Below are 22,364 nucleotides of genomic sequence, written 5' to 3' on the forward strand. Positions count from 1 at the left end.
TTTGATTGTTTAGGTCATTAGTTGTTAGTGAAAACCCTCTGAGCATTTGCTTAGAGGGTTTTTTATGTAGAAGATTTAAAAAGTAGATTCCTGCCTACGCAGGAATGACAAGTTTATGAATTAAGCCGAATTACGACTTGCATTAATATTCCCAAATAACGAACGTGTTACCATACTAGCATAGACCTTCATTTGTTCGTCATCTGGTTTTGCTCCAGATTTTTCTAGCTCTTGGATTTTCTTTAAAGCATATTGCTGAATGGTCAGTAGTGGCAACACAATTGATTCCCTCATGGCAATTGACGCCTTACCTGTAGGCTCTTCTTGCATCAATTCTTTATAGCCTGTAAGCTTTAAAATTAATCGTTTTGAAGTTTCGTATTCGTTATAAATAATTTTCCAAAATTCTCCGTATTCAGGATCTTCTGCCATATATCGTGTTAAATCAAAAAAGGATTTAGATAATGACATCATACTGTTTTCAATCAGTGTTTTAAAGAAATCAGAGGTTTTGAATAAATTTTTGACTTGTTCAAAATTCCCAGTTTCTTCATAATGTTTTAAAGCGGTACCAACTCCAAAAAAGCCTGGTACGTTTTGCTTTAATTGACTCCAAGAGCCAACAAAGGGAATCGCTCTAAGGTCTTCAAAAACTAAGCCTTTGGATTTACCTCGTTTAGAAGGTCGGCTTCCTATATTTGTTTTTGCATAATATTTTAAGGTACTAATATGCTCCAAATATGAAATAAATTTTGGATGCGCTTTAAAGTCTGAATACGCTTTATAGCTTCTTTCAGCAAGATCTGTCATTACCTCTCGATTTTCTGGAGTCATGCTCAAATCCTTATCGCTAATACTGTTGTAAATTCCAGAACTTATGAGTTGTTCTAAGTTGTATTGCGAAGATTCCAAGGTGCCAAAATTAGAACTAATGGTTTGCCCTTGTATAGTAAGCTGTACTTCTTTATCCTCAATCGTAGGTCCAAGCGAAGCATAAAAATTATGGGTTTTTCCTCCTCCACGTGCAGGTGGTCCTCCACGTCCATCAAAGAATATAACTTTGATACCATGTACTCTTGAAACTTTGGTCAGATTTTCTTTAGCCTTATAGATAGCCCAGTTTGCCATTAAATAACCACCATCTTTGGTGCCATCACTAAAACCAAGCATTATAGTTTGCTTGTTGCCACGAGATTTTAAATGCGCTGCGTATTCTGGATTGGTATATAGTTCTTCCATCACAGCAGGAGCATTTTCTAAATCGGTAATCGTTTCAAATAAAGGTCCGATATCCACGGTTAACTCATCATGAAAAGCTACCAATTTTAACATGGCAAACAATTGCATGACGTTTAATGTTGTTTGGTTATTACTGATTATATAACGATTTGCAGCCTTTTCTCCATTTGTACCTTGAATGGTTTTAATAACCTTCATGGTTTTTAGGGCTTTTAAGGTTTCATCATCCTTAATTATGCCTAAATCAATTTCCCCTTCAACTTTAGATAAAATTTTTACCTGTTCTTTTTCTGATAAATCGTGATAGTTCTTTGGGAAAATTGTGCTGCCATTTTCAATCAATGCATTCACCATATCGTTGAAGAATTGGTTGTGCTTTCTACTATCTTGGCGGATATCTAAATTTGCAAAATGAAAACCGAACAGATGAATTTTATTCAATAAACTATTGACTTCGGATACATAGAGCGACTGATGTTCTTTTGTAATGACATTTTTAATTACCTCTAATTCTGAAGTAAAGCTTTCTGCTGTTAAGTTTGAATTCTTGTTGGTAATAATTTTATAGAGCTCTTTTTCTAAAACATTTATTCGTTCTTCGACTCCGACAAAAGTCAATTTTCTTTTTAATCGACGTACGTCTCTATAATAGTTTTTTATAACTGTATCATGCAAACGTTTTGCGACATTCAATGTAATTTCTGGTGTTACAAATGGGTTACCATCTCTGTCTCCACCTGGCCAAAAACCGATATTAATAATATCGTTATCAATCTGTTTTCCTTCAAAAATATTTTGTTGAATGTAATCGTAAATCGTTCCGAAGGATTTGTAGAACACATTTTCCAAATACCATATTAAACTCACAGCTTCGTCAAAAGGTGTCGGTTTTTTATGCTTGAAAAAGGGTGTCTTTCCCAGTTGTGCCAATAAATCATTTATTCTCAACAAATCGTTTTCGCGAATGGCCTCGGTTAAATCTGTTATTATACCCAAAACAGAACCAGGGTAAAACTGGGTTGGATGTGCTGTAAGTACTATTCTAACCTTAAACTCCTCAAGATATTTTCTGAGCGTTTCTAATTTATTTTCAGCCGTAACGGATTCCTTTAAACTTCTTAAGGTTCCGATACCATCCATGTTATTGACAACAGGAAATGCCGCATCCTCAATAGCATCAAACAATACAACTTGCCGCTCTATATATTGTATAAACCGAAACAATAAGTTAATCTGACTTTCTTTAGAGCGTCTCCCTTGATACTTCTTAAAGAATTCATTTACAATGGTCGTGGGATCTTCTTGATTAGCAAAACCCTTCTGACATGTTTCATGAAATAAAGGCAAAAGAGCTCCCGTCTTTGTAACATTATCAAAAGGCAAGGTCATAAATATACTGTTGTATATCTGATATTTTGACAATACATTTTGATTAAATCTCGTAAGCTTTGGCTGTGTAGGCATCAATTAAATAATTGTGGATTGTCCTAAGTGGATGTTTGTAAAATTCATGTTGGTGTCATTAGGGTTTAATATAAAATCCTCAATGAAATCACCAACCTTGTCAGTTGTAACATTATCATATTTGTTATTGATATCTGGTGTTGAAATGTTGAGTTTTAATGACTTGTCAACCGCCTCTTTAATTAACTCGGCTTCTTCAAATAGACCAAAATGTTCTAACAGCATGGTTGCAGATAAAATTGATGCTATTGGGTTGGCAATACCCTTGCCTGTGGCTTGCGGAAAAGATCCATGAATAGGTTCAAACATAGCGTATTTATTTCCGACGGAAGCAGAAGCCAATAATCCTATGGAACCACCGATGACACTCGCTTCATCACTGATAATGTCACCGAACATATTCTCAGTTAAAATAACATCAAACTGTTTTGGGTTTAAAATCATTTGCATAGCTGCATTGTCTACAAACAAAAAATCCAATGTTACATCCTTATATTGCTCAGCTACTTCTCCAACCACTTTTCTCCATAATCTAGAGCTTTCAAGGACATTGGCTTTATCTACCAAGGTCACTTTTCGGCTTCGGGTTTTAGCCGCCTTAAATGCTAAATGTGTAATTCGCTCAATTTCTTCACGGGAATATTCGCATAAATCTGAAGCCATATTGCCGTCTTCACTCAAGTGCTTTTCTCCAAAGTATATTCCACCAGTAAGTTCTCTATAGATACTGATATCCGTTCCTTGAATAATGTTTTGCTTTAAAGGAGATTTATCTAAAAGTGTATCGTAAGCCTTTACGGGTCTTATGTTAGCAAACAGACCAAGCTCTTTTCTTAGCTTTAGCAACCCTTGTTCTGGACGTACTTTTGCTGTAGGATCATTATCGTACTTTGGATGTCCTATGGACCCAAATAAAATGGCATCACAGGATTTACATAAATCCAATGTAGCATCTGGCAAGGGGTTATTGTGCCTGTCTATGGCTACAGCACCTACATCAGCCGTTTTAAATGTAAACTTATGATCAAACATCAAAGCTATAGCTTTTAAAACTTTAATAGATTGATTTGTAACCTCTGGACCTATACCGTCACCTGGCAATACTGCAATGTTTAATTTCATTTTTATTTAGTATGTTTTTTGAGCCTCAAAAGCTTCAATTTGTTTTTTATTATTCACGAGATAATCAATATCGTCGTACCCATTAAGCATGCATGTTTTTTTGTAAGCATCTATTTCAAAATGTTCTGACAAATCTGAGTCTTGAATTGAAATGGTTTGGTTTTGAAGGTTTACCTCTATTACCGTCTTTGGATTGGACTCAATTTTCTGCAATAGGTCACTTAAAAATTCTTCAGAAACCTGCACTGGAAGAAGCCCGTTATTTAAAGCATTTCCTTTAAAAATATCAGCAAAAAAGCTAGAGACTACGACTTTAAAACCATAACCCACAATTGCCCATGCGGCATGCTCTCTACTAGATCCACATCCGAAATTATTGCCTGCAACCAAAATGCTGCCAGAGTACTCTGACTTGTTTAATACAAAATCTGAATTTATAGAACCATCTTTATGATATCTCCAATCCTTGAACACATTTTCTCCAAAACCTTTTTTGTCCGTTGCCTTTAGAAACCGTGCTGGGATGATTTGATCCGTGTCAACATTCTCAATATTCAATGGAATTGCAGTTGACTTTAATGTTGTGAATTTTTCCATATTATTTACTGCGAAAGCAGTAATCTATTTTTATTATCGTTCAAGACCTCACAGGTTTTTAAAACCTGTGAGGTCTCCTATCCAAAGTTAATTTAAATGCTTAGTAATATCAGTAATCTTTCCTTCTACTGCTGTGGCAGCCGCAACTAATGGACTGGCTAAGATTGTTCTAGAGCCTTGTCCTTGTCGTCCTTCAAAATTTCTGTTGGATGTAGATACACAATATTCTCCTTGAGGTATCTTATCATCATTCATCGCTAAACACGCTGAGCATCCTGGTTGACGCAGTTCAAATCCTGCATTATCAAAGATGTCCTTCAGGCCTTCTTCAATGATTTGGGCTTCTACTTGTTTGCTTCCAGGAACCAGCCAAGCCGTCACATTTTGGGCTTTTTTCTTTCCTTTTATATAATTGGCCGCCACCCTAAAGTCTTCTATTCTAGAATTGGTGCAACTTCCTATAAACACGTAATTAATGGGTTTGTTTATTAGACTTTCACCAGCTTCAAAATTCATATAAGCCAATGATTTTTTAAATGATGCATTCTCTTCTACAGGAATGTTTTCAGAAATTTTAATGCCCATTCCCGGATTGGTACCATAGGTAATCATGGGTTCTATATCGGCAGCATCAAAGTGGTATTCTTTGTCAAAAACAGCACCTTCATCGGTTGGTAATGACTTCCAATAAGCTACTTTCTTTTCAAATTCTTCTTCTTTTGGAGCAAATTTTCGGCCTTTTATATATTTAAATGTGGTTTCATCTGGTGCAATCATGCCTCCTCGTGCTCCCATTTCAATGCTCATATTGCAAACCGTCATACGACCTTCCATGCTCATTTCTTCAAATACATTGCCTGCATATTCGCAGAAATATCCTGTACCTGAATTAGTGCCCAATTTTGAAATTATATAAAGTATGACATCTTTTGGCAATACACCTTTTTTAAGTTTTCCGTTTACTGTTACCCTCAAACTTTTGGGTTTGGTTAGCAACAAACATTGACTAGCAAATACTTGTGCAACTTGACTTGTGCCAATACCAAATGCAATGGCTCCGAATGCACCATGGGTTGATGTGTGACTATCTCCACACACCATTGTAATACCTGGTTGTGTAATACCCAATTCTGGAGCCATTACATGGACTATTCCATTATATTTATGTCCTAACTCATATAATGTAATATTGTTCTTTTTACAGTTTATAGAAAGTTGCTTTAACTGTTGCCTTGATAACGCATCTTTTACTGGCTGATCTTGATTTAAGGTTGGTGTATTATGGTCTGCAGTGGCCACAATTTGGTCTGGTCTGAATATTGGAATGCCACGTTCTTCCAATTCATTGAAAGCTTGTGGACTTGTGACTTCATGGATTAAATGCTTGTCAATATATAGAACCTGTGGCCCATTTTCTATTGTACTTACCACATGCGAGTCCCAGACCTTATCGAATAATGTTTTTTTTGACATCTAAGCAGAAATAATTTGTTGATAGACTTTGCTTGTTTCAATAATCTGATGAATATCGTTATCATCAATCTCTTTCTTTCTATCGGCAAAAGTTAAGAAGTTGGCATAGACTTCATCTAGCTGAAGTTTGGTTAGCTCATATCCAACATTTTTGGCACGATATGCTAAAGCTGCTCGTCCACTTCTTGCAGTTAAAACTATTGCTGATTCTGTAACACCAACATCTTTCGGATCTATAATTTCGTAAGTTTCTCTATTCTTTATCACACCATCTTGATGTATCCCTGAGCTATGAGCAAAAGCATTTGCACCCACAATAGCTTTGTTAGGTTGGGTGTAAATACCCATACTGTCACTAACCAACTGACTCATACCATAAAGCATTGAGGTGTTAACATTGGTATCTAGATTAAGGTATGGATGTTGTTTTAAGACCATGACCACTTCTTCTAGTGCTGTGTTTCCCGCACGTTCACCAATACCGTTAATGGTACACTCTATTTGCCTTGCACCATTAATTACGCCTTCAATAGAATTAGCCGTAGCAAGACCTAAATCGTTATGGCAGTGACAAGATAAAATCGCTTTTTCAATACCTTTTACATTTTCCTTTAGGTATTTGATCTTTGCTCCATATTCACTTGGCAAACAATAACCTGTGGTATCGGGAATGTTTAGAACTGTTGCTCCAGCTTTAATAGCTGCTTCACAAACTCTTGCTAAATATTCATTATCAGTACGACCAGCATCTTCCGCATAGAATTCTACGTCTTCCACAAATGATTTAGCGTATTTAACGGCTGCATAGGCACGTTCTAGAATATCTTCTTGAGTCGTTTTAAATTTATGTACAATATGAGACTCTGAAGTACCAATTCCTGTATGGATTCTAGGCTTTTTTGCATATTGTAACGCTTCTGTAGCAACTCTAATATCATTTTCTACGGAACGCGTTAAGCCACAGACCGTTGCATTCTTTACTATTTTTGAGATGGACTGGACAGATTTAAAATCGCCTGGACTTGAGACCGGAAAACCTGCTTCGATAACATCAACACCTAAAGTGTCTAATTGCTCAGCAATCACTACTTTTTGTTTTGTATCTAGTTTACAGCCCGGAACCTGTTCACCATCACGTAGGGTTGTGTCGAATATTTGAATAGCGTTATTTGACATTTAACAAAATAAAGATTAGTATTGTCTAACGAAGTTATACTTTGATTTTTTCAATGACTTAAGCGTTAATTTGATTTTACGATGTTCAAAATCAAAAACATGTATTAAAACGCATATAATCAAGCAATTAAGACAAATTTGTATTGACAACTAAAGACCAAAAAGATAATCTATTTTCCCTTGTTAAATCGCTGACTAAATCAGAGAAAAGGCAATTTAAACTCTATGTGGGTCGGTTAGGTGTGAATGCGGATTCTAAGTTTTTGAATCTTTTCAATCTTCTTGATAAAGCCAAAACCTATAACGAGGACACTATTTTGCAGAGTAAAATAGTTAAGAAACAACAATTGGCTAATGTTAAAGCGCACTTGTACAAGCAAATACTAATAAGCCTAAAACTTAATCCATCACATCAAAATGTGCGCTCTCAAATAAGAGAGCAGTTAGATTTTGCTTCCATTTTATATCATAAAGGACTTTATAAACAAGGTCTGAAAATTTTAGATAAAGCAAAGGATCTAGCCATTGCCAATGAAGAAAAGAACTTGGCTTTTGAAATTGTTGAGCTCGAAAAAATAATAGAATCCCAATATATTACTAGAAGCATAAGCAATAGAGCTGATGAATTGGCAATACAAGCGCGTGACTTAAGTTCACAAAATGTTATAGCGAGTAAGCTTTCTAATTTATCGTTACAGCTTTACAGTATCATTCTAAAAACGGGTTACGTTAAGAACGAAGAGGAGGCTAAAATTGTTACAAAATATTTTAATAACAGACTTCCTAAAATTAAAAAAAAGAAATTAGGTTTTAGGGAGAAGCTATGGTATTACAAAGCACATTTATGGCATAGCTTTTTACTTCAGGATTTTTTGAACTGTTACAGATATGCTTCAAAATGGGTGGATTTATTTTATCAAAACCCAAAAATGATAAACGTAAACCCAGTGTTTTTCTTAAAAGGCAACAATTATCTTCTCGAAGCCATATTTTTTATAGGAAACAAACCAAGATTTGTAGAAAAGTTAAAGGATTTTAAAGCTACCGTTGACAATAAAAAATTTATACAAGACGAGAACGTTTCCACCTTGGTGTTTCTTTATACAAATTTTCATAGTATCAACCAACACTTCATTGACGGTAGTTTTGAAGAAGGGTTAGAGCTCATCCCTAAAATTGAAAAAGAACTCGTTAAATTTGAAAGTCGTATTGATCCTCACCACAAAATGATATTTTACTACAAGTTTGCCAGCTTACATTTCGGTGCGGGAAACAATAAGGCGTGCATTGCCTATTTGAGCAAAATTATATCAAACAAATCTTTATCCATGCGTGAAGATTTGCTCTGCTTTTCTAGAGTATTGAATCTTGTTGCCCATTATGAAGCAGGATTGGATTATCATTTAGATACACTTCTACGCAGCACCTATAAGTTTTTAATAAAAATGAACGATCTGCACGAAGTGCAAAAAGAAATGATAAAATTTATACGCGGACTACAAGATATTTACCCTCATGATTTAAAGAATGCTTTTAAGGATTTACTTGAAAGGCTTAAGGTTTATGAAGATCACCCTTTTGAGCGTAGAGCTTTTTTATATCTCGATATTATTTCCTGGTTGGAGAGTAAAATTGAAAATTGTACGGTTCAAGAGATAATTAAGAGGAAATATTTAGCGCCTCAAAACAACAGAAGACTATTTTAACTATGCGTTGGACACTTAAACCAAAACCACAAGTTTCAAAAGTTGAAGAGTTGAAAAAAGCACTTCAAGTCAATGATATTGTTGCCACATTATTATTACAACGCGGTATAGAATCTTATGAAGCTGCAAAGACGTTTTTTAGGCCAAGTTTTGAAGATTTGCACGATCCATTTTTAATGAAGGATATGGATAAAGCTGTTGCTCGCATTGAAAAAGCAATTGCAGACGGTGAAAATATCTTGGTGTATGGAGATTATGACGTGGATGGTACAACATCTGTAGCTTTAATGTCTTCGTACTTAAAAACAAGGTTAGATTCCGTTGCTACTTATATTCCTGACCGCTATGATGAAGGTTATGGTATTTCACATAAAGGGATTGATTTTGCTCACGATAATGATTTCAGTCTCATTATTGCTTTAGATTGTGGAGTCAAAGCAGTTGATAAAGTCAAATATGCTAAAGACAAGGGTATCGATTTTATTATTTGCGATCACCACAGACCGGGAAACAAATTGCCTGAGGCTATAGCGGTTTTAGATCCAAAAAGAGATGACTGTGACTACCCTTTTAAGGAATTATGTGGCTGTGGAGTTGGTTTTAAACTGATTACGGCTTTGGCCTCCAAGGAAGGTCAAACGGTTGAAGATTTAGTAGAATATCTCGATTTGGTGGCAACAGCGATTGGTGCGGATATTGTTCCGATAGTTGGCGAAAACAGAGCTTTGGCATACATAGGCTTACATGTTATCAATACCGCGCCAAGACCAGGAATGAAGGCTATTATAGCTGAGGTTAAAAAAGATGAACTGACTATTACTGATGTGGTCTTTATCATCGCACCTCGCATTAATGCAGCAGGAAGAATGAAACATGGCAACCATGCCGTTACATTATTGACAGAAACTGATTTTAATCTCGCTGCTGAATATGCTGTGGATATCGATCAATTCAATACAGACCGAAAGGAAACCGACAGACGTATTACAGAAGAAGCATTGCTTCAAATTGAAGAAAACAATGAACAAGAAGGCTTTACCACAGTGGTTTATAATGAAAACTGGCATAAAGGAGTAATTGGGATTGTCGCATCAAGATTGATAGAAACCTACTATAGGCCAACTTTAGTGTTTACTAAAAGTGGAGATAAATTAGCGGCTTCAGCACGTTCTGTAAAAGGCTTTGATGTTTATAATGCTTTAGAAGCCTGTTCAGAATATATCGAGCAATTTGGAGGTCATAAATATGCAGCAGGATTAACGCTACTACCAGAGAATTACGAGGGTTTTAAAACTAAATTTGAAAGCATTGTAAAAGACACCATTGACCCAAAACTTTTAACACCAGAACTTAAAGTGGATTTAGAAATAGAGCTAAGTCAAATAGACCACAAGCTATTTCGCATACTAAGACAATTTGCACCATTTGGACCTGGCAATATGTCTCCAACATTTATGACGCAAGGAGTGAAAGATACAGGTTGGGGAAAATGTGTTGGAGAAGATGATAAACATTTAAGGTTTACAGCAACACAATCACCTCATGACAATATGGTTTGTATAGGTTTTGGTTTAGGTGACAAAATCGACTTTATAAAAACCAGACAGCCTTTCAGCATAGCCTATTCAATTGATGAAAATCATTGGAACGGAAATACAAGCTTACAGCTAAAACTAAAAGACATAAAACCATAATCTTTGGCAAAAAACGACCCATACGCAGCACTTCGGTTTAAAGAGTTTAACATCTTTCTATTGCTGCGATTTGCATTGGTTTTAGGTTGGTCCATGCAGTTTGTAGTAATAGAATGGCAGGTCTATGCATTAACTGAAGATCCACTTTCATTAGGTATTATTGGACTTTGCGAATTTTTACCTGCATTTCTTTTAGCTCCTTTTGCTGGGCATATCGTAGATAAAAAAGAAAAACGTAACCTGTTTACCCTTTGTATTGCATTGTTTTCTTTAATAAGTTTTGGGCTGTTCTGGTTAACTTCAGAATATATAGAAGCTAATTGGGAAACGGGTTCCATTCTCTTAGGTATTTATGCGTTGGTGTTTTTTGGTGGTGTATTAAGAGCATTTTTCGGACCGACTATTTTTTCACTTATTGCACTTTTGGTACCAAAGCGAGCTTATCCAAATGCTGCCACTTGGAGCAGTAGCACATGGAAAGGAGCCAATGTTTTTGGAGCCTTGTGTGCTGGATTTTTGATTGCATGGATTGGAGTGCATTACACCCTTGGAATTATATTTATATTGGTAATGTTTGCCTTATTGTTGGTGTTTAGAATTGGAAAAAAGCCTATTCTATACAAGGGAAATAACGAATCAGTAAAAGAAAGTTTAAAAGCCGGACTTAGTTTTGTCTTTAACGATAAAGTTATTTTAGGGGCATTGACCTTAGATATGATTGCCGTTCTATTTGGTGGTGCAGTAGCGATTTTCGCTGTTTTTGCTAAAGATATTTTAGATGCAGGACCTAAAGGATTTGGACTGCTGAATGCAGCGCTTTCGTCTGGTAGTATTATAACTATGCTGGCCACCACATATCTGCCAATCACAAAAAACACAGGAAAAAAACTACTTGTTTCGGTATTTGGTTTTGGTGTCTTTATGATCATTTTCGGAGCTTCAAAATTGTTATGGTTGAGTGTTGTAGCATTATTCTTTTCTGGTGTCTTTGATGGTGTTTCCATGGTGATTCGTCAAACAATCCTTCAACTTAAGACACCAGATGAAATGCGAGGTCGTGTAGGAGCGGTCAATTCTATGTTTGTGGGATCTTCCAATGAACTTGGTGCGCTTGAGAGTGGTATAGCCGCAAAACTGTTTGGAGCACCATTAGCGGTTGTGCTTGGAGGTACTGTAACATTGATAATAGCTGCAGTAATTGGAGTTAAAAATAAACCGTTACGAGAGTTGGATTTACGTAAAGATATTGAGGAACACGAATTGGAGGAAATTCTCTAATATTCCTTTAATTTAAGAGTATCACCATCAAAAACACCATAGGTATAATATTGAATCCAATCTCCGAGGTTGATGTATTTTGATGTTTCATTCAATTGAATTTCTAGAGGTAAGTGTCTATGTCCAAAAACAAAGTAGTCGTGGTGCTTATCTTCAAGTTTACGTTTGCAATAAAGAACTAGCCATTCGTTGTCTTCACCCAAGAATTTAGCATCATCATCTCCAGAAATCATTTTGTTTTTTACAGACATATAATGCCCAATCCGCATTCCAAAATCTGGATGCAACAAACGCCTAAACAGCCATTTACACACAGGGTTGGTAAATACTTTTTTCATGCGCTTATAACCTTTGTCACCAGGACCCAAACCATCACCATGGCCTATAAAAAACGCTTTATTACCAAGTTTGAATTCTTGAGGTTTGTGATATACAGGAATGCTAAGCTCTTCTTCAAAATAGCCATCCATCCACAAATCGTGATTACCTACAAAATAATAAACAGGAATGCCAGAATCCGTAATTTCAGCGAGCTTACCTAAAGTCCTTGTAAAGCCTTTGGGGACAACTCGGCGATACTCCATCCAAAAATCAAACAAATCACCCAACAGAAAAATCGCTGCAGCATCTTGTTTAACGTCATCCAACCATGCTACAAATTTCTTTTCTCGAGGTAAAGAATCTTCGCGTGTAGGTGCGCCAAGATGGTTGTCTGATGCAAAATAGATTTTTTTTCCGTCAGGAATTTCTATGTGATGACTATTATTCATTATCCGAAGCGTACCATTCTGCAAAGCTGGTCGCTGTTTCTTGTAATTTTAGAGAATGCAGTTTGATATTATTGGGTAAGCGTTGCTTTATTTTTTCGGCAAAATCAATCACCATCATTTCACTGGTCGGTTGATAATTTACAAGGAGTACGTTGTGACCCCTGTCTTCCAATTCCTTTGCCAATTCCACATGTGGTGTATTTTTATTAAATACGGTTGCATGGTCGAACACTTCAACAATTTCTTCTTTCACAATTTTTTTTAAGTCACTAAAATCAATGACCATCCCAAATTTTACATGAGAAGTGTCTGAAATAGGCTCGCCAATAACGGTCACATCCAATTTGTAACTATGACCATGTACGTTTTTACATTTGCCGTCATAGCCGTAGAGTGCATGGCCAGTTTCAAAAGAAAATTGCTTTGTTATGCGTATGTTACTCATTAACGTCTTTTATTTCTATTAACAAAATATACAATTATCAAAACGATTGCAAGAATTAAAAAAAGCATGTTTCCCATCATAGTTGCTAATGTTTACATTTTTGATGCAGTAAATTTAAGCGTTTTGAACTAGTGGTTTAAATGTTTTTCTGAATTTTATGATTAAAGGCAGTCCTCTTGCAATAATCCAAAGTGTAAAAGCAGTGAAGACTCCGAATAATTTGTAGTTTAGTTCATCCGTAATGAAAATTACTGGGACAAATACCAAAAGGGTCGAAAACAAGAGTACATTTCTAAGATAGCGCATCTTTCCCAAACCTTTAAAAACACCATCAAAGATAAATGCTAAAGCACATAAGGGTTGCATGGCCAATATAATCCAAAAGATACTGTAGAACTCATCTAAAACCGCTTTATCGTCGGTAAATATGTTACCTATTGGGTAATACAAAAGAGCACCAGCCAAAGCAATGACCAAGCCTACAATAATACCATATTTAATAAGCTTATTACTGAGGTCTAAAAGTGTTTTATACTGTTTTGCACCAAATAGTTTGCCTGATAAAATATTACCAGCACTAGCATAACCATCTATTAAAAAAGCCCCTAAAAACCAAAGGTTAATGGCAATGGTATAAGCGGCAATATATGTAGTACCATACTTTGTGGCATAACTGGTTCCAAAATATAAGGCAATGTTAAGAGCAATAGTTCTGATAAATAAATTGAGTATCATCAATACAAATCGCTTTATCTCTGGATTAAACGGAAATTTCACCAACAACGGAATATCAGTTTTTTTAAGGATATAAAATGCAGAAAGAACAGCCATTATGATTTGTGCCAATACACTGGCGTAAGCTGCACCCTTTATGTGCATAGCAGGGATTACACCCTCTATACCATATACAAAAACAATATCTAGGATGATATTAGCAACTGCACCTGTAATGGCTATTAACATAGGATAGTATGTGTTTTGCAATCCTCTAAATGTGCCAAAAACTGCAATGGTAAACAAGGTAAACGGAAAACCAAAAACACGTATTTGATAGTAATCTACACTCAAATCTAAAATTGGGCCTGATGCATTATACAATTTGAAAATTTGAGCTGCAAAGGGAAATGTGACCAGTATGATGAGTATACTTAAAGAGGTAATTAAGAAGATAGCTTGAGCGGGAAGGTTTTTAACTTCACTCAATTTATCAGCACCTAAATATTGTGATACAATGGATGAAATGGCACTGCGTGTTTGTCCTAAAACCCAAATGAGCATAGACAAGAATGTAGTAACAATACCAACAGCAGCTAGAGATTCTGTGGCATTGTAATCCATATTACCAATAATTGCTGCGTCGGTTAAAGACAATATAGGCTCAGACACACCAGAAATTAATGCTGGTATGGCGAGTTTATTGATTTGTTTTAATGTGATTGCTGCACTCAAAGGACTAACTCATAACAATGAAACGGAAATTCACTTTGTTTCGGAAAGTAAATATCTCCCAATCTTTTATAGCCGCGAAGTTCGTAAAACTTTTGATTTCTTTTGTTCTGTGAGAACGTATCTAATCGAATAGAACTATAGTCATTTTCTATAGCATGGTTTTCGGCAAAGTCCATGAGTTGCTGCGCATAGCCTTGTCCTTGTAAATCTGGATGAATAGCTAAGCGATGGATATAAACATTCTTTTTATTTTTCGTCAGCCATTTAATAGGGATATACTCCTCATCCATAAATGTAGAAATCACAATTGTGCCTTTTACTTGGTTGTCAATTTCTAGAACATACAGTTCGTTTCGTTTTACATCATTTATAAACGCAGACGGATTAGGGTAGTGCTCATTCCATTGATAAATGCCATTGGCAATCATGGCCTTAGCACAAGCCTTGGTTAAATTCATTATACTGTCTATATCTTCTAAACTACCTTTTCGAATCATTTATAATGTTTACTTTTGCATTTAAATTCATGTCTGATGAAAACAATACTAGTTCCTGTTGGATCCTCAAAAAACGCAAAATCGCATTTACAATATGCTATTGATTTTGCCAAAGCTTTTGGCGCCAAGCTTTATGTGGTTCAAATATATAATGTTTACACCAAAGCAGGAACCATGATAAAGGTCGATCATATAATAGAACGTGAATCGAAACAATTTTTGAAAGATCATGTGGCTTCGGTTGACACAAAAGGCGTAGAAGTGCATACCAAAACCTTTAAGGGAAAACTTGTGGATACTCTAGAAAAAGTTTGTGAAGCACTCGATGTTGACCTAATTATTTTAGAACCTCGTACCAATTCTATAAAAGACGAAGTGTATTTGGGCAAAACCTCAGGCAAAATCATTAAACAGACACAAATACCAGCCTTTATTGTGCCAGAAGGGTATACTTATAAGCCTATAGTGAAAATCTTGATGGCCGTTAAATCTGCCATTACGAAAAAGGAAGGCGTTTTAAGGCCCTTGCTGAATATAAAGAATCATTTTAAGGCAGTTGTTAATATTCTTTTAGTAAAAACTCCATATCATGTTGAGGCTGATTTTGAACTTAATGATGAGTTGAAAGACTTGGTAACAAATATTAAGTTTGCCCAGAGTCCAACAACGTTTCAGGCAGTTTTAGAACATTACAAATCTGATTACCCTGATTTATTATGTGTAGTGCGAAGAAAAAGAGGGTTTTTTAATAAGCTTTGGGAAGACGATACTATTTTGAAAAAAGACTTTCACAGTTCTAAAATGCCGGTTTTGGTATTGAGCGGATTAAAATAAAAAACTATATTCACGCCATGAAATAAAATTTCATCCCAGTGGTTGAAGACGGTAATACAGCAATGTTGGAATTTGTATTTTTACATATTAAATATTTTTATTTGGGGCATTAGCTCAGCTGGCTAGAGCGCTACGCTGGCAGCGTAGAGGTCATCGGTTCGACTCCGATATGCTCCACAAAACTCGCCATGGTTTTAAACTACGGCGAGTTTTTTATTTCAAAAAGTCAATTATTGAATTGGTTACAATTTTGAGTTCGGGTGAAAGATTTTCTTGCTCCCAAGGATGCTTGGTGTTGAATACATGATCAGCACCTTCTATTATTTTGAGTTTACTGTCGGGATTCCATTGTTGTAGTGTATAGGCTTCATCAATCTTTACTGAAGTATCGTTATCTCCATGAATAATGAGATGTGGAATTTTAAGTTGTTTTTCGGCTGATTCAATATGTAGTCGCTTTTCATTTACTTTAAAATCTTCATAAAATTGATAATAGTGTGGCATTTGTTGTTTTGTTCTACCATTGAGAACATACTTTACACCATTTTTTTTCCACTCTTCAAGATTACCAACAGTATAAGTCCTGGTGCCAAAATCACTGACACTGGCCAAAGTGATAAGTTTTGAAATTCTTTCGTCTTCTGAGGCTTTTATTATGGCAATACCACCACCACGACTATGACCAATTAAACAGATTTGAGATGTGTTTACCCATTTATTGCTTTTGAAATGGTTTTGAGTCCAGTTGAGAACATCGTTTAAATCATCAAGTTCCTTAGTATAATTGTTATTCCCGAAGGCCTCTAAATCTGGAAAATCTATTGGATTTTCCATGGTGCCACCATTATGTGAAAAATTGAATTTTATAAAACAAAAACCTGCTTCAGCAATAGATTTTGCCATTAAATTCCAAGCTCCCCAATCTTTAAACCCTTTATAACCATGGCAGAAAATGATGATTGGTTGATGTTCTTTTGTTTCATGATAAAACGAGTCTAAGAGAATTGGCTTTTTGCCACTTCTTTCAATAACTATATTTTTATTAATGATCATTAATCTAGTTCTTTTTCAACAAAGTCAATATTTGGGTTGCAGATCTCTAGGGTGAGTTTTTTCAGCTCTATTTCAAAACTCGCCAATGTTTCCTCTGTAATTATTTGATTTTTTGTTCTACTATAAGCCGATTCTTTTTTGCCAAATTTTAAAAAGCCGGCATTTAGATTTTTAAAAGATACAATACCAGCTTCTATAGGTAATTGTATTTTATTTTTTCGGTGCATCATATAGGCATAGCATAAGATTTGGAAAGATTTACTATATTTATCATAATCGGTGGTTAAATCACTCCAATCTACTATCTCAACTTTATTTTGCTCAACTTTTCCAGATTTGTAATCGATTACTCTGGTCACTCCATTAAACTGATCAATCCTATCAACTTTACCTGTAAGTTTAATAGAAAAATCCAAGTCATCAATCTTAAGTTCTACGTCTTCCTCTGTTTCGATAGCAATTATTTTAATTTGGTTACCGTTATTTAGATTTTCAATTTCTGAATTAATGAAATTAGAAATATAGCGCTGGGCAATTTTAAAAATGATGAGGTTTTTACCTTTTGTAAAATCACCTTCTTTATATAAAATTTTAAAATGCTTGGTGACTGTTGCTTTTGTATTAGCTTTAAATGTACTCAGATGCTCCACGGTCAAAAACTCACCCTCTAATGGTTTGTAAAAATCTTCAAGTGTATCATGGATAACAGAACCTAAGGTATTTGCCGCAATGTTTTCTTCTACGTCTTCAAACTCTTTTATACCAAGAATCTTTTCATAATAAAAATCAATAGGGTTTCTGATATAATTAGTTAAGGAGGATGGTGAAAATCCTTTAGAGGATAATTGTTTTAGCTTTTCTAGTACGGAATTTGTTTTTGTAATCTGTTTTAGCTTTTTTTCAATAGCGGGAACTTCTGGTGAAATAATGGAATGTTCAATATCATGAACACCTTCAACTTCTAACTGTGTAATGAACCTACTTTTTTCACCTCCCTTTAATGCGTCAACTTCAGTATTATATAATATATAGACATTTTTAGCACGCTGTAGTAGTCTATAGAAATGATACGTATAAACGGCATCTTTTTCTTTAAAAGTGGGTAAATTGTTTTCAATTTTTACATCAAATGGAATAAATGAATTGTTTGTCTTCCCAGACGGAAGAATGCCTTCGTTAACTGAACTTATAATTACAGTCTCAAAATCTAAAACACGAGATTCTAACATACCCATAATCTGTAAGCCCTCTAAAGGCTCACCCTGAAAGTCTAAGGTTTCTGTGTTTAAAAGTTCCTTATAGATGCCATACAGCGCATTTACAGAATCAAGATATTTATAATTGGAGTTAAGCTCTGATAATTGGTTAAATAATGTGTTGAATCGATAAAGATATTCCAATTCTAAGTTATTTAGACGTTTATTTTTAGTGAGATTATCTTTTATTGCCAAAATAAGTTGAGAGCAATTTTCTAAAGCTGTTTTTGGGTTGTCTTTCCAAGAATTGAATAATAATCTTATAATGTTTTGATTGGGTTCATCAACAAGTCCTTTTAAATTTGATGGCGTTAAGTAAACTAAGTTGTTTTTTTGAATATGGTTTACAATATCAGTTGAGTAATTTGTTGATTCTAATTGAAATAGGCCATAAATTGACGGGTGTGAAATAATATCAACGATATCTTTATAGTAATACTTTTCAGGATTATTTTTATGGGTTGAAAATAATAGTTCGAACAATGAAGCTAAAGGCACAAACCTTAAAGGCAAGCCCATAGTAACATTAATATGGGTTATTGTTTTAGGGATAGAATTAATAACAGGAATTAATAGGTTTTCCTCACCCAAAACAACAGCAACATTAGTCAGTTTTTCATTATTTTTACTTAGCTTATCTAAAATTTGACCTATATATTTTGCCTGACCTATAAGTTTAGGAATTCCTACAGCTTTGATATTCTTCTTTTCGTTGTAGTGAGTCGTTATCCAATTAAAAGGGTTCTTTTTAAAATAATTCCAGTTGTTTTTATGCTGCCTGGTAAACAAACCAGCATCATGAATGTTATCCTCAATAAATGTTTCGTCGATATCCCAATAGATATTTGCTAAGTCACTTTGAAGCAACCCTTGTATGATTCTTGACTCTGATTCGTTTAGGGCGTTAAAACCTAGAAAAATGTGTTTTCGGTTGGTATTATTTTCTATGTAATATTCGAGGTTGTTGGCTGCCTCTCGGTAAATAAGACCTTGGTAGCCTTGTTTAGATTCGAGCAACTTTTCTGTAAAGACTAAATAATAGTCTTTTAACTTTCTCCAGAATTTTAAATGATTTTTAATTAAGTCCGTTTGCTGCGACTCGAGTGACCAATGATCTAATTCCTTTATGGCGCTTAAATAATCGAATATTTTTTCATGCTCAACTAAATACCTATCAATTTCGTTAAAGTCTTGCAACAGGATTTGAGCCCATTTAGAAAACAACTCAAATGATTCGGTTTCAGATTTGTTAGTTAGAGATTTATAAGCTTCGTATAACTTAAAAAGCAATTCAGAGTTGGGTAAACTCTTTAATCCGGATAATTCTTCTACAAATTCCTCAATACTAAAGATATGAGGAGAAAATATAGGCTGGTTTAATACAGAAGACAGTTGGTGTTTTAAAAAAGTTCCAGCACGTTTACTAGGAAGGATAAAGTGTAAATCTTCGAGATTAAGGTTTTTGCTCTTAAGATTAACTAATACAGCTTGTATAAAACTTTCCATTATATAAAAATAAAAAACGCTCCGAATTTCGGAGCGTTTTTTAAATCTATTTTAGAGTATAAGTTAGTTTTTCAACTTAACTTCTACACGTCTGTTTTCTTTTCTTCCTGCTCTTGTTTTGTTGGTTGCAATAGGATTATCTTCACCAAATCCTTTAGCTACTAATCTGTCAGCATCGATTCCATTGGCAATTAAATAATCTCTAACTGCATTTGCACGTCTTTCTGACAATGCTTGGTTCATTGAAGCAGAACCAGAGCTATCTGTATGACCTTCAATAGTAAAGTTAGCTTTAGGGTAATCCTTAAAGATAGCTACCATTGCTTGTAATACTTGGTCAGTCTCTTGTCTAAAAGAAGCTTTACCAACATTAAATAAAATAGTTCTAGCATAACTATTTAATTCTTCCATCACTTCTGCAGTTGGCTTAACTTCTGGGCAACCGTTATTTGCAGCTGTACCAGCTTCGTTAGGACACTTATCATCTTTGTCTAAGATACCATCACCATCAGTATCTGGCCAAGGGCAACCGTTGTTTGCAGCAGGACCAGCTTCGTTAGGACAGTTATCATCACCATCAGCAACACCGTCACCATCAGCATCTGGACAACCCATTAATGATTTTAAACCAGCAACAGTAGGACACTTATCATCCTTGTCCATTACACCGTCACCGTCACCATCAGGACAACCGTTGAACTCAGCTAAACCAGCAGTGTTAGGGCAATCATCTTTAGAATCTTGGATACCATCATTATCTGAATCTGGGCAACCATTAAAGATTTCTAAACCAGCTTCTTCAGGACAAGCATCATCTTGATCGTAGATACCATCGTTATCAGTATCAGTACCACCAAACTTAAAAGAAAGACCAACTGTGTGTTGGAAATGCTTAGGTAAAACATCCTCAAAAGAGTGCTTGTAAGTAGATTGAATATCTAAACCTAACTTTTCAGTAATCCAATATTTGAAACCTAAAGTTCCGTTTAGAGTTCCGGCACCTAAATCATCTAACCATGAATAACCACCACCAACACCTAAATAAGGGTCGAATTTGTTAGAGTTAATTAAATCCATAAGGCTGTATGAAACTCTACCGTCAATTCCAAAATATGTTAAATCTTCAACTCTATTTATTGACTCTTCACCAGTTAAAGGGTCAAAATTAGTACCAAATTTGTCGATTTTGTTTATAGAACCAGAAGCAGTAAAAGTAAAACCATCACTAAGATATCTAGAAACAGAAATCGTAGATAGTGAAGGATAAATATTCCAATGGTCTGTAACATTAAAGTATTCGTCAAAATAATCTCCTTGAGGCGAATCTTCTCCCACAGGGTAAAAATCAACTGCGTTTGCTCCAATTGTAAGAGCCCATGGATTGTTCTTGTCTTGAGCATGTGTAGTGCTAAAGCTTATAAGAAGCACTGCAACAAAAAGTAATCTGCTAAGATTTTTCATATTCTAATTAATTTTAATTTTTTTAAGTGTTAATTGTTGGCAAAAGTAAGTTGTTAAATGTTATTAACAAAGACAAATATATAAAAATATTGTTATAATGCCCTATAATAGTATGTTTGGAACGATTTTAAATAATTTCCAGTTCTTTACCTACTTTTATAAATGCCGCTATAGCTTTATCTAGCTGTTCTTTAGTATGCGCGGCCGATAGCTGAACACGGATACGGGCCTTATCTTTAGGAACAACAGGGTAAAAGAAACCTATCACATAGACTCCTTCCTCTAATAGCATATTAGCCATGGTTTGAGAGAGCTTGGCATCATACAACATTACTGGTACTATAGCAGAATCACCATCCACAATGTCAAACCCAGCTTCTTTCATTCCCTTTTTAAAATATTTAGTGTTCCAATCAACTTTATCTCTTAGTGAAGTGTCGTTTTTTAACATATCAAAAACCTTAATAGAAGCGCCCACTATTGCTGGTGCTAAAGAGTTTGAAAACAAATAAGGTCTAGAGCGTTGACGTAAAATTTCTATAATCTCTTTTTTTGCTGTGGTGTAACCACCCATGGCACCACCCATTGCTTTACCAAGGGTTCCTGTGATGATATCTATTCTTCCTAAAACCCCTTTTTCTTCAAGAGTTCCTATTCCTGTTTCTCCAATGAAACCTGTAGCATGGCATTCATCAATCATTACCAAAGCATCATATTTGTCTGCTAAGTCACAAATTTTGTCTAAAGGAGCAACTAAGCCGTCCATAGAAAACACACCATCTGTAACTATAATCTTAAATCGTGCACCATTTTCGTTAGCTGCGATAAGCTGCTTTTCTAGATCAGCCATGTCATTATTTTGATAACGATAACGCGCAGCTTTGCATAACCTTACGCCATCGATAATAGAAGCATGGTTTAATGAGTCTGAAATGATAGCATCTTCTTTTGTTAACAGTGGTTCAAACACACCTCCATTTGCATCAAAAGCTGCTGCATAGAGTATAGTATCTTCTGTGCCATAAAAATCTGCAATTTTTTGTTCTAACTCTTTATGAATGTCTTGTGTGCCACAAATAAAGCGTACTGAAGACATTCCAAAACCATGAGAATCTAAAGTATTCTTAGCTGCTTGTATTACATCTGGGTGAGAGGATAGTCCTAAATAATTATTGGCACAAAAGTTTAGAACTTTTTCACCTGTATTCAGTGTAATTTCTGCTCCTTGAGGAGAAGTGATTATACGCTCTTCCTTGTAAAGGCCTGCGTCTTTAATAGATTCTATTTCTTGTTGTAAATGTGATTTTATACTTCCGTACATGTAATTTGATATTAGTTGTTGCG

17 protein-coding genes and 1 tRNA gene are annotated in these 22,364 nt (G+C 35.1%); 5 read left to right on the forward strand and 13 right to left on the reverse strand.

Features of this window, described 5'->3' with window-relative positions; genetic code table 11:
• Nucleotides 1–120: 120 nt before the first annotated feature.
• The 5 genes from ACQ65V_RS05525 to ACQ65V_RS05545 all read right to left on the reverse strand — a co-directional run bounded on the left by ACQ65V_RS05525 (nucleotide 121) and on the right by ACQ65V_RS05545 (nucleotide 7,071).
• A complete protein-coding gene (locus tag ACQ65V_RS05525) occupies nucleotides 121–2,703 on the reverse strand; it encodes a phosphoenolpyruvate carboxylase (RefSeq protein ID WP_430467184.1) in 2,583 nt (860 codons plus the stop codon).
• A 3-nt stretch (nucleotides 2,704–2,706) separates the two neighbouring features.
• The gene (gene leuB / locus ACQ65V_RS05530; protein ID WP_430467185.1) at nucleotides 2,707–3,825 is read right to left on the reverse strand and encodes a 3-isopropylmalate dehydrogenase; all 1,119 of its coding nucleotides are present in this window, start codon (nucleotides 3,823–3,825) and stop codon (nucleotides 2,707–2,709) included.
• Between the two features lie 6 nt (nucleotides 3,826–3,831).
• Complete coding sequence (leuD, locus tag ACQ65V_RS05535) at nucleotides 3,832–4,422, reverse strand: 3-isopropylmalate dehydratase small subunit (protein WP_430467186.1); 591 nt, start codon at nucleotides 4,420–4,422, stop codon at nucleotides 3,832–3,834.
• 87 nt (nucleotides 4,423–4,509) lie between these two features.
• Nucleotides 4,510–5,895: a 3-isopropylmalate dehydratase large subunit gene (gene leuC / locus ACQ65V_RS05540; protein ID WP_430467187.1), complete on the reverse strand. Its 1,386-nt coding sequence runs from the start codon at nucleotides 5,893–5,895 to the stop codon at nucleotides 4,510–4,512.
• On the reverse strand, nucleotides 5,896–7,071 hold the full coding sequence (locus ACQ65V_RS05545) for a 2-isopropylmalate synthase (RefSeq protein ID WP_430467188.1): 1,176 nt from the start codon (nucleotides 7,069–7,071) through the stop codon (nucleotides 5,896–5,898).
• A gap of 143 nt (nucleotides 7,072–7,214) precedes the next feature.
• Between ACQ65V_RS05545 and ACQ65V_RS05550 the strand changes: the two genes are divergently transcribed.
• Genes ACQ65V_RS05550 through ACQ65V_RS05560 form a run of 3 tightly spaced genes read left to right on the forward strand, consistent with a single transcriptional unit; the run spans nucleotide 7,215 to nucleotide 11,749 of the window.
• A complete protein-coding gene (locus ACQ65V_RS05550; protein ID WP_430467189.1) occupies nucleotides 7,215–8,777 on the forward strand; it encodes a hypothetical protein in 1,563 nt (520 codons plus the stop codon).
• A gap of 2 nt (nucleotides 8,778–8,779) precedes the next feature.
• Nucleotides 8,780–10,471: a single-stranded-DNA-specific exonuclease RecJ gene (recJ, locus tag ACQ65V_RS05555; protein WP_430467190.1), complete on the forward strand. Its 1,692-nt coding sequence runs from the start codon at nucleotides 8,780–8,782 to the stop codon at nucleotides 10,469–10,471.
• 3 nt (nucleotides 10,472–10,474) lie between these two features.
• Nucleotides 10,475–11,749, forward strand: a complete 1,275-nt coding sequence (locus ACQ65V_RS05560) for an MFS transporter (RefSeq protein ID WP_155089096.1) — start codon at nucleotides 10,475–10,477, stop codon at nucleotides 11,747–11,749.
• Here the strand turns inward: ACQ65V_RS05560 and ACQ65V_RS05565 are convergent.
• The 4 genes from ACQ65V_RS05565 to ACQ65V_RS05580 all read right to left on the reverse strand — a co-directional run bounded on the left by ACQ65V_RS05565 (nucleotide 11,746) and on the right by ACQ65V_RS05580 (nucleotide 14,910).
• Entirely contained in the window at nucleotides 11,746–12,501 is a 756-nt protein-coding gene (locus ACQ65V_RS05565) for a UDP-2,3-diacylglucosamine diphosphatase (RefSeq protein ID WP_430468619.1), read from the reverse strand. The two genes, ACQ65V_RS05560 and ACQ65V_RS05565, sit on opposite strands and share 4 nt — an antisense overlap.
• A 10-nt stretch (nucleotides 12,502–12,511) precedes the next feature.
• On the reverse strand, nucleotides 12,512–12,964 hold the full coding sequence (locus ACQ65V_RS05570; protein ID WP_430467191.1) for a 6-pyruvoyl trahydropterin synthase family protein: 453 nt from the start codon (nucleotides 12,962–12,964) through the stop codon (nucleotides 12,512–12,514).
• Nucleotides 12,965–13,078: 114 nt separating this feature from the next.
• Nucleotides 13,079–14,413 carry an MATE family efflux transporter gene (locus ACQ65V_RS05575; protein ID WP_430467192.1) on the reverse strand — a complete coding sequence of 445 codons (1,335 nt, stop codon included), beginning with the start codon at nucleotides 14,411–14,413 and terminating at the stop codon, nucleotides 13,079–13,081.
• Nucleotides 14,410–14,910, reverse strand: coding sequence for a GNAT family N-acetyltransferase (locus ACQ65V_RS05580; protein ID WP_273289159.1), 501 nt, complete (start codon nucleotides 14,908–14,910; stop codon nucleotides 14,410–14,412). The genes ACQ65V_RS05575 and ACQ65V_RS05580 overlap by 4 nt, the downstream gene beginning before the upstream one ends.
• Nucleotides 14,911–14,946: 36 nt before the next feature.
• Here ACQ65V_RS05580 and ACQ65V_RS05585 point away from each other — a divergent pair, with 36 nt between their 5' ends.
• Nucleotides 14,947–15,744, forward strand: a complete 798-nt coding sequence (locus ACQ65V_RS05585; protein WP_430467193.1) for a universal stress protein — start codon at nucleotides 14,947–14,949, stop codon at nucleotides 15,742–15,744.
• Between the two features lie 103 nt (nucleotides 15,745–15,847).
• Nucleotides 15,848–15,921 (forward strand) — tRNA-Ala (locus ACQ65V_RS05590).
• A 36-nt stretch (nucleotides 15,922–15,957) separates the two neighbouring features.
• Here ACQ65V_RS05590 and ACQ65V_RS05595 read toward each other — a convergent pair.
• The 4 genes from ACQ65V_RS05595 to kbl form a co-directional block, all read right to left on the reverse strand.
• Nucleotides 15,958–16,797, reverse strand: a complete 840-nt coding sequence (locus tag ACQ65V_RS05595) for an alpha/beta hydrolase family protein (RefSeq protein WP_430467194.1) — start codon at nucleotides 16,795–16,797, stop codon at nucleotides 15,958–15,960.
• Nucleotides 16,797–19,559, reverse strand: a complete 2,763-nt coding sequence (locus tag ACQ65V_RS05600) for a PD-(D/E)XK nuclease family protein (protein ID WP_430467195.1) — start codon at nucleotides 19,557–19,559, stop codon at nucleotides 16,797–16,799. The genes ACQ65V_RS05595 and ACQ65V_RS05600 overlap by 1 nt, the downstream gene beginning before the upstream one ends.
• Nucleotides 19,560–19,622: 63 nt before the next feature.
• The gene (locus ACQ65V_RS05605; protein ID WP_430467196.1) at nucleotides 19,623–21,020 is read right to left on the reverse strand and encodes an OmpA family protein; all 1,398 of its coding nucleotides are present in this window, start codon (nucleotides 21,018–21,020) and stop codon (nucleotides 19,623–19,625) included.
• 127 nt (nucleotides 21,021–21,147) lie between these two features.
• The gene (gene kbl / locus ACQ65V_RS05610) at nucleotides 21,148–22,341 is read right to left on the reverse strand and encodes a glycine C-acetyltransferase (protein ID WP_430467197.1); all 1,194 of its coding nucleotides are present in this window, start codon (nucleotides 22,339–22,341) and stop codon (nucleotides 21,148–21,150) included.
• Nucleotides 22,342–22,364: the final 23 nt, after the last annotated feature.

Origin of the sequence: Winogradskyella ouciana (genome assembly GCF_965284585.1) — a bacterium.
Lineage (GTDB): Bacteria > Bacteroidota > Bacteroidia > Flavobacteriales > Flavobacteriaceae > Winogradskyella > Winogradskyella ouciana.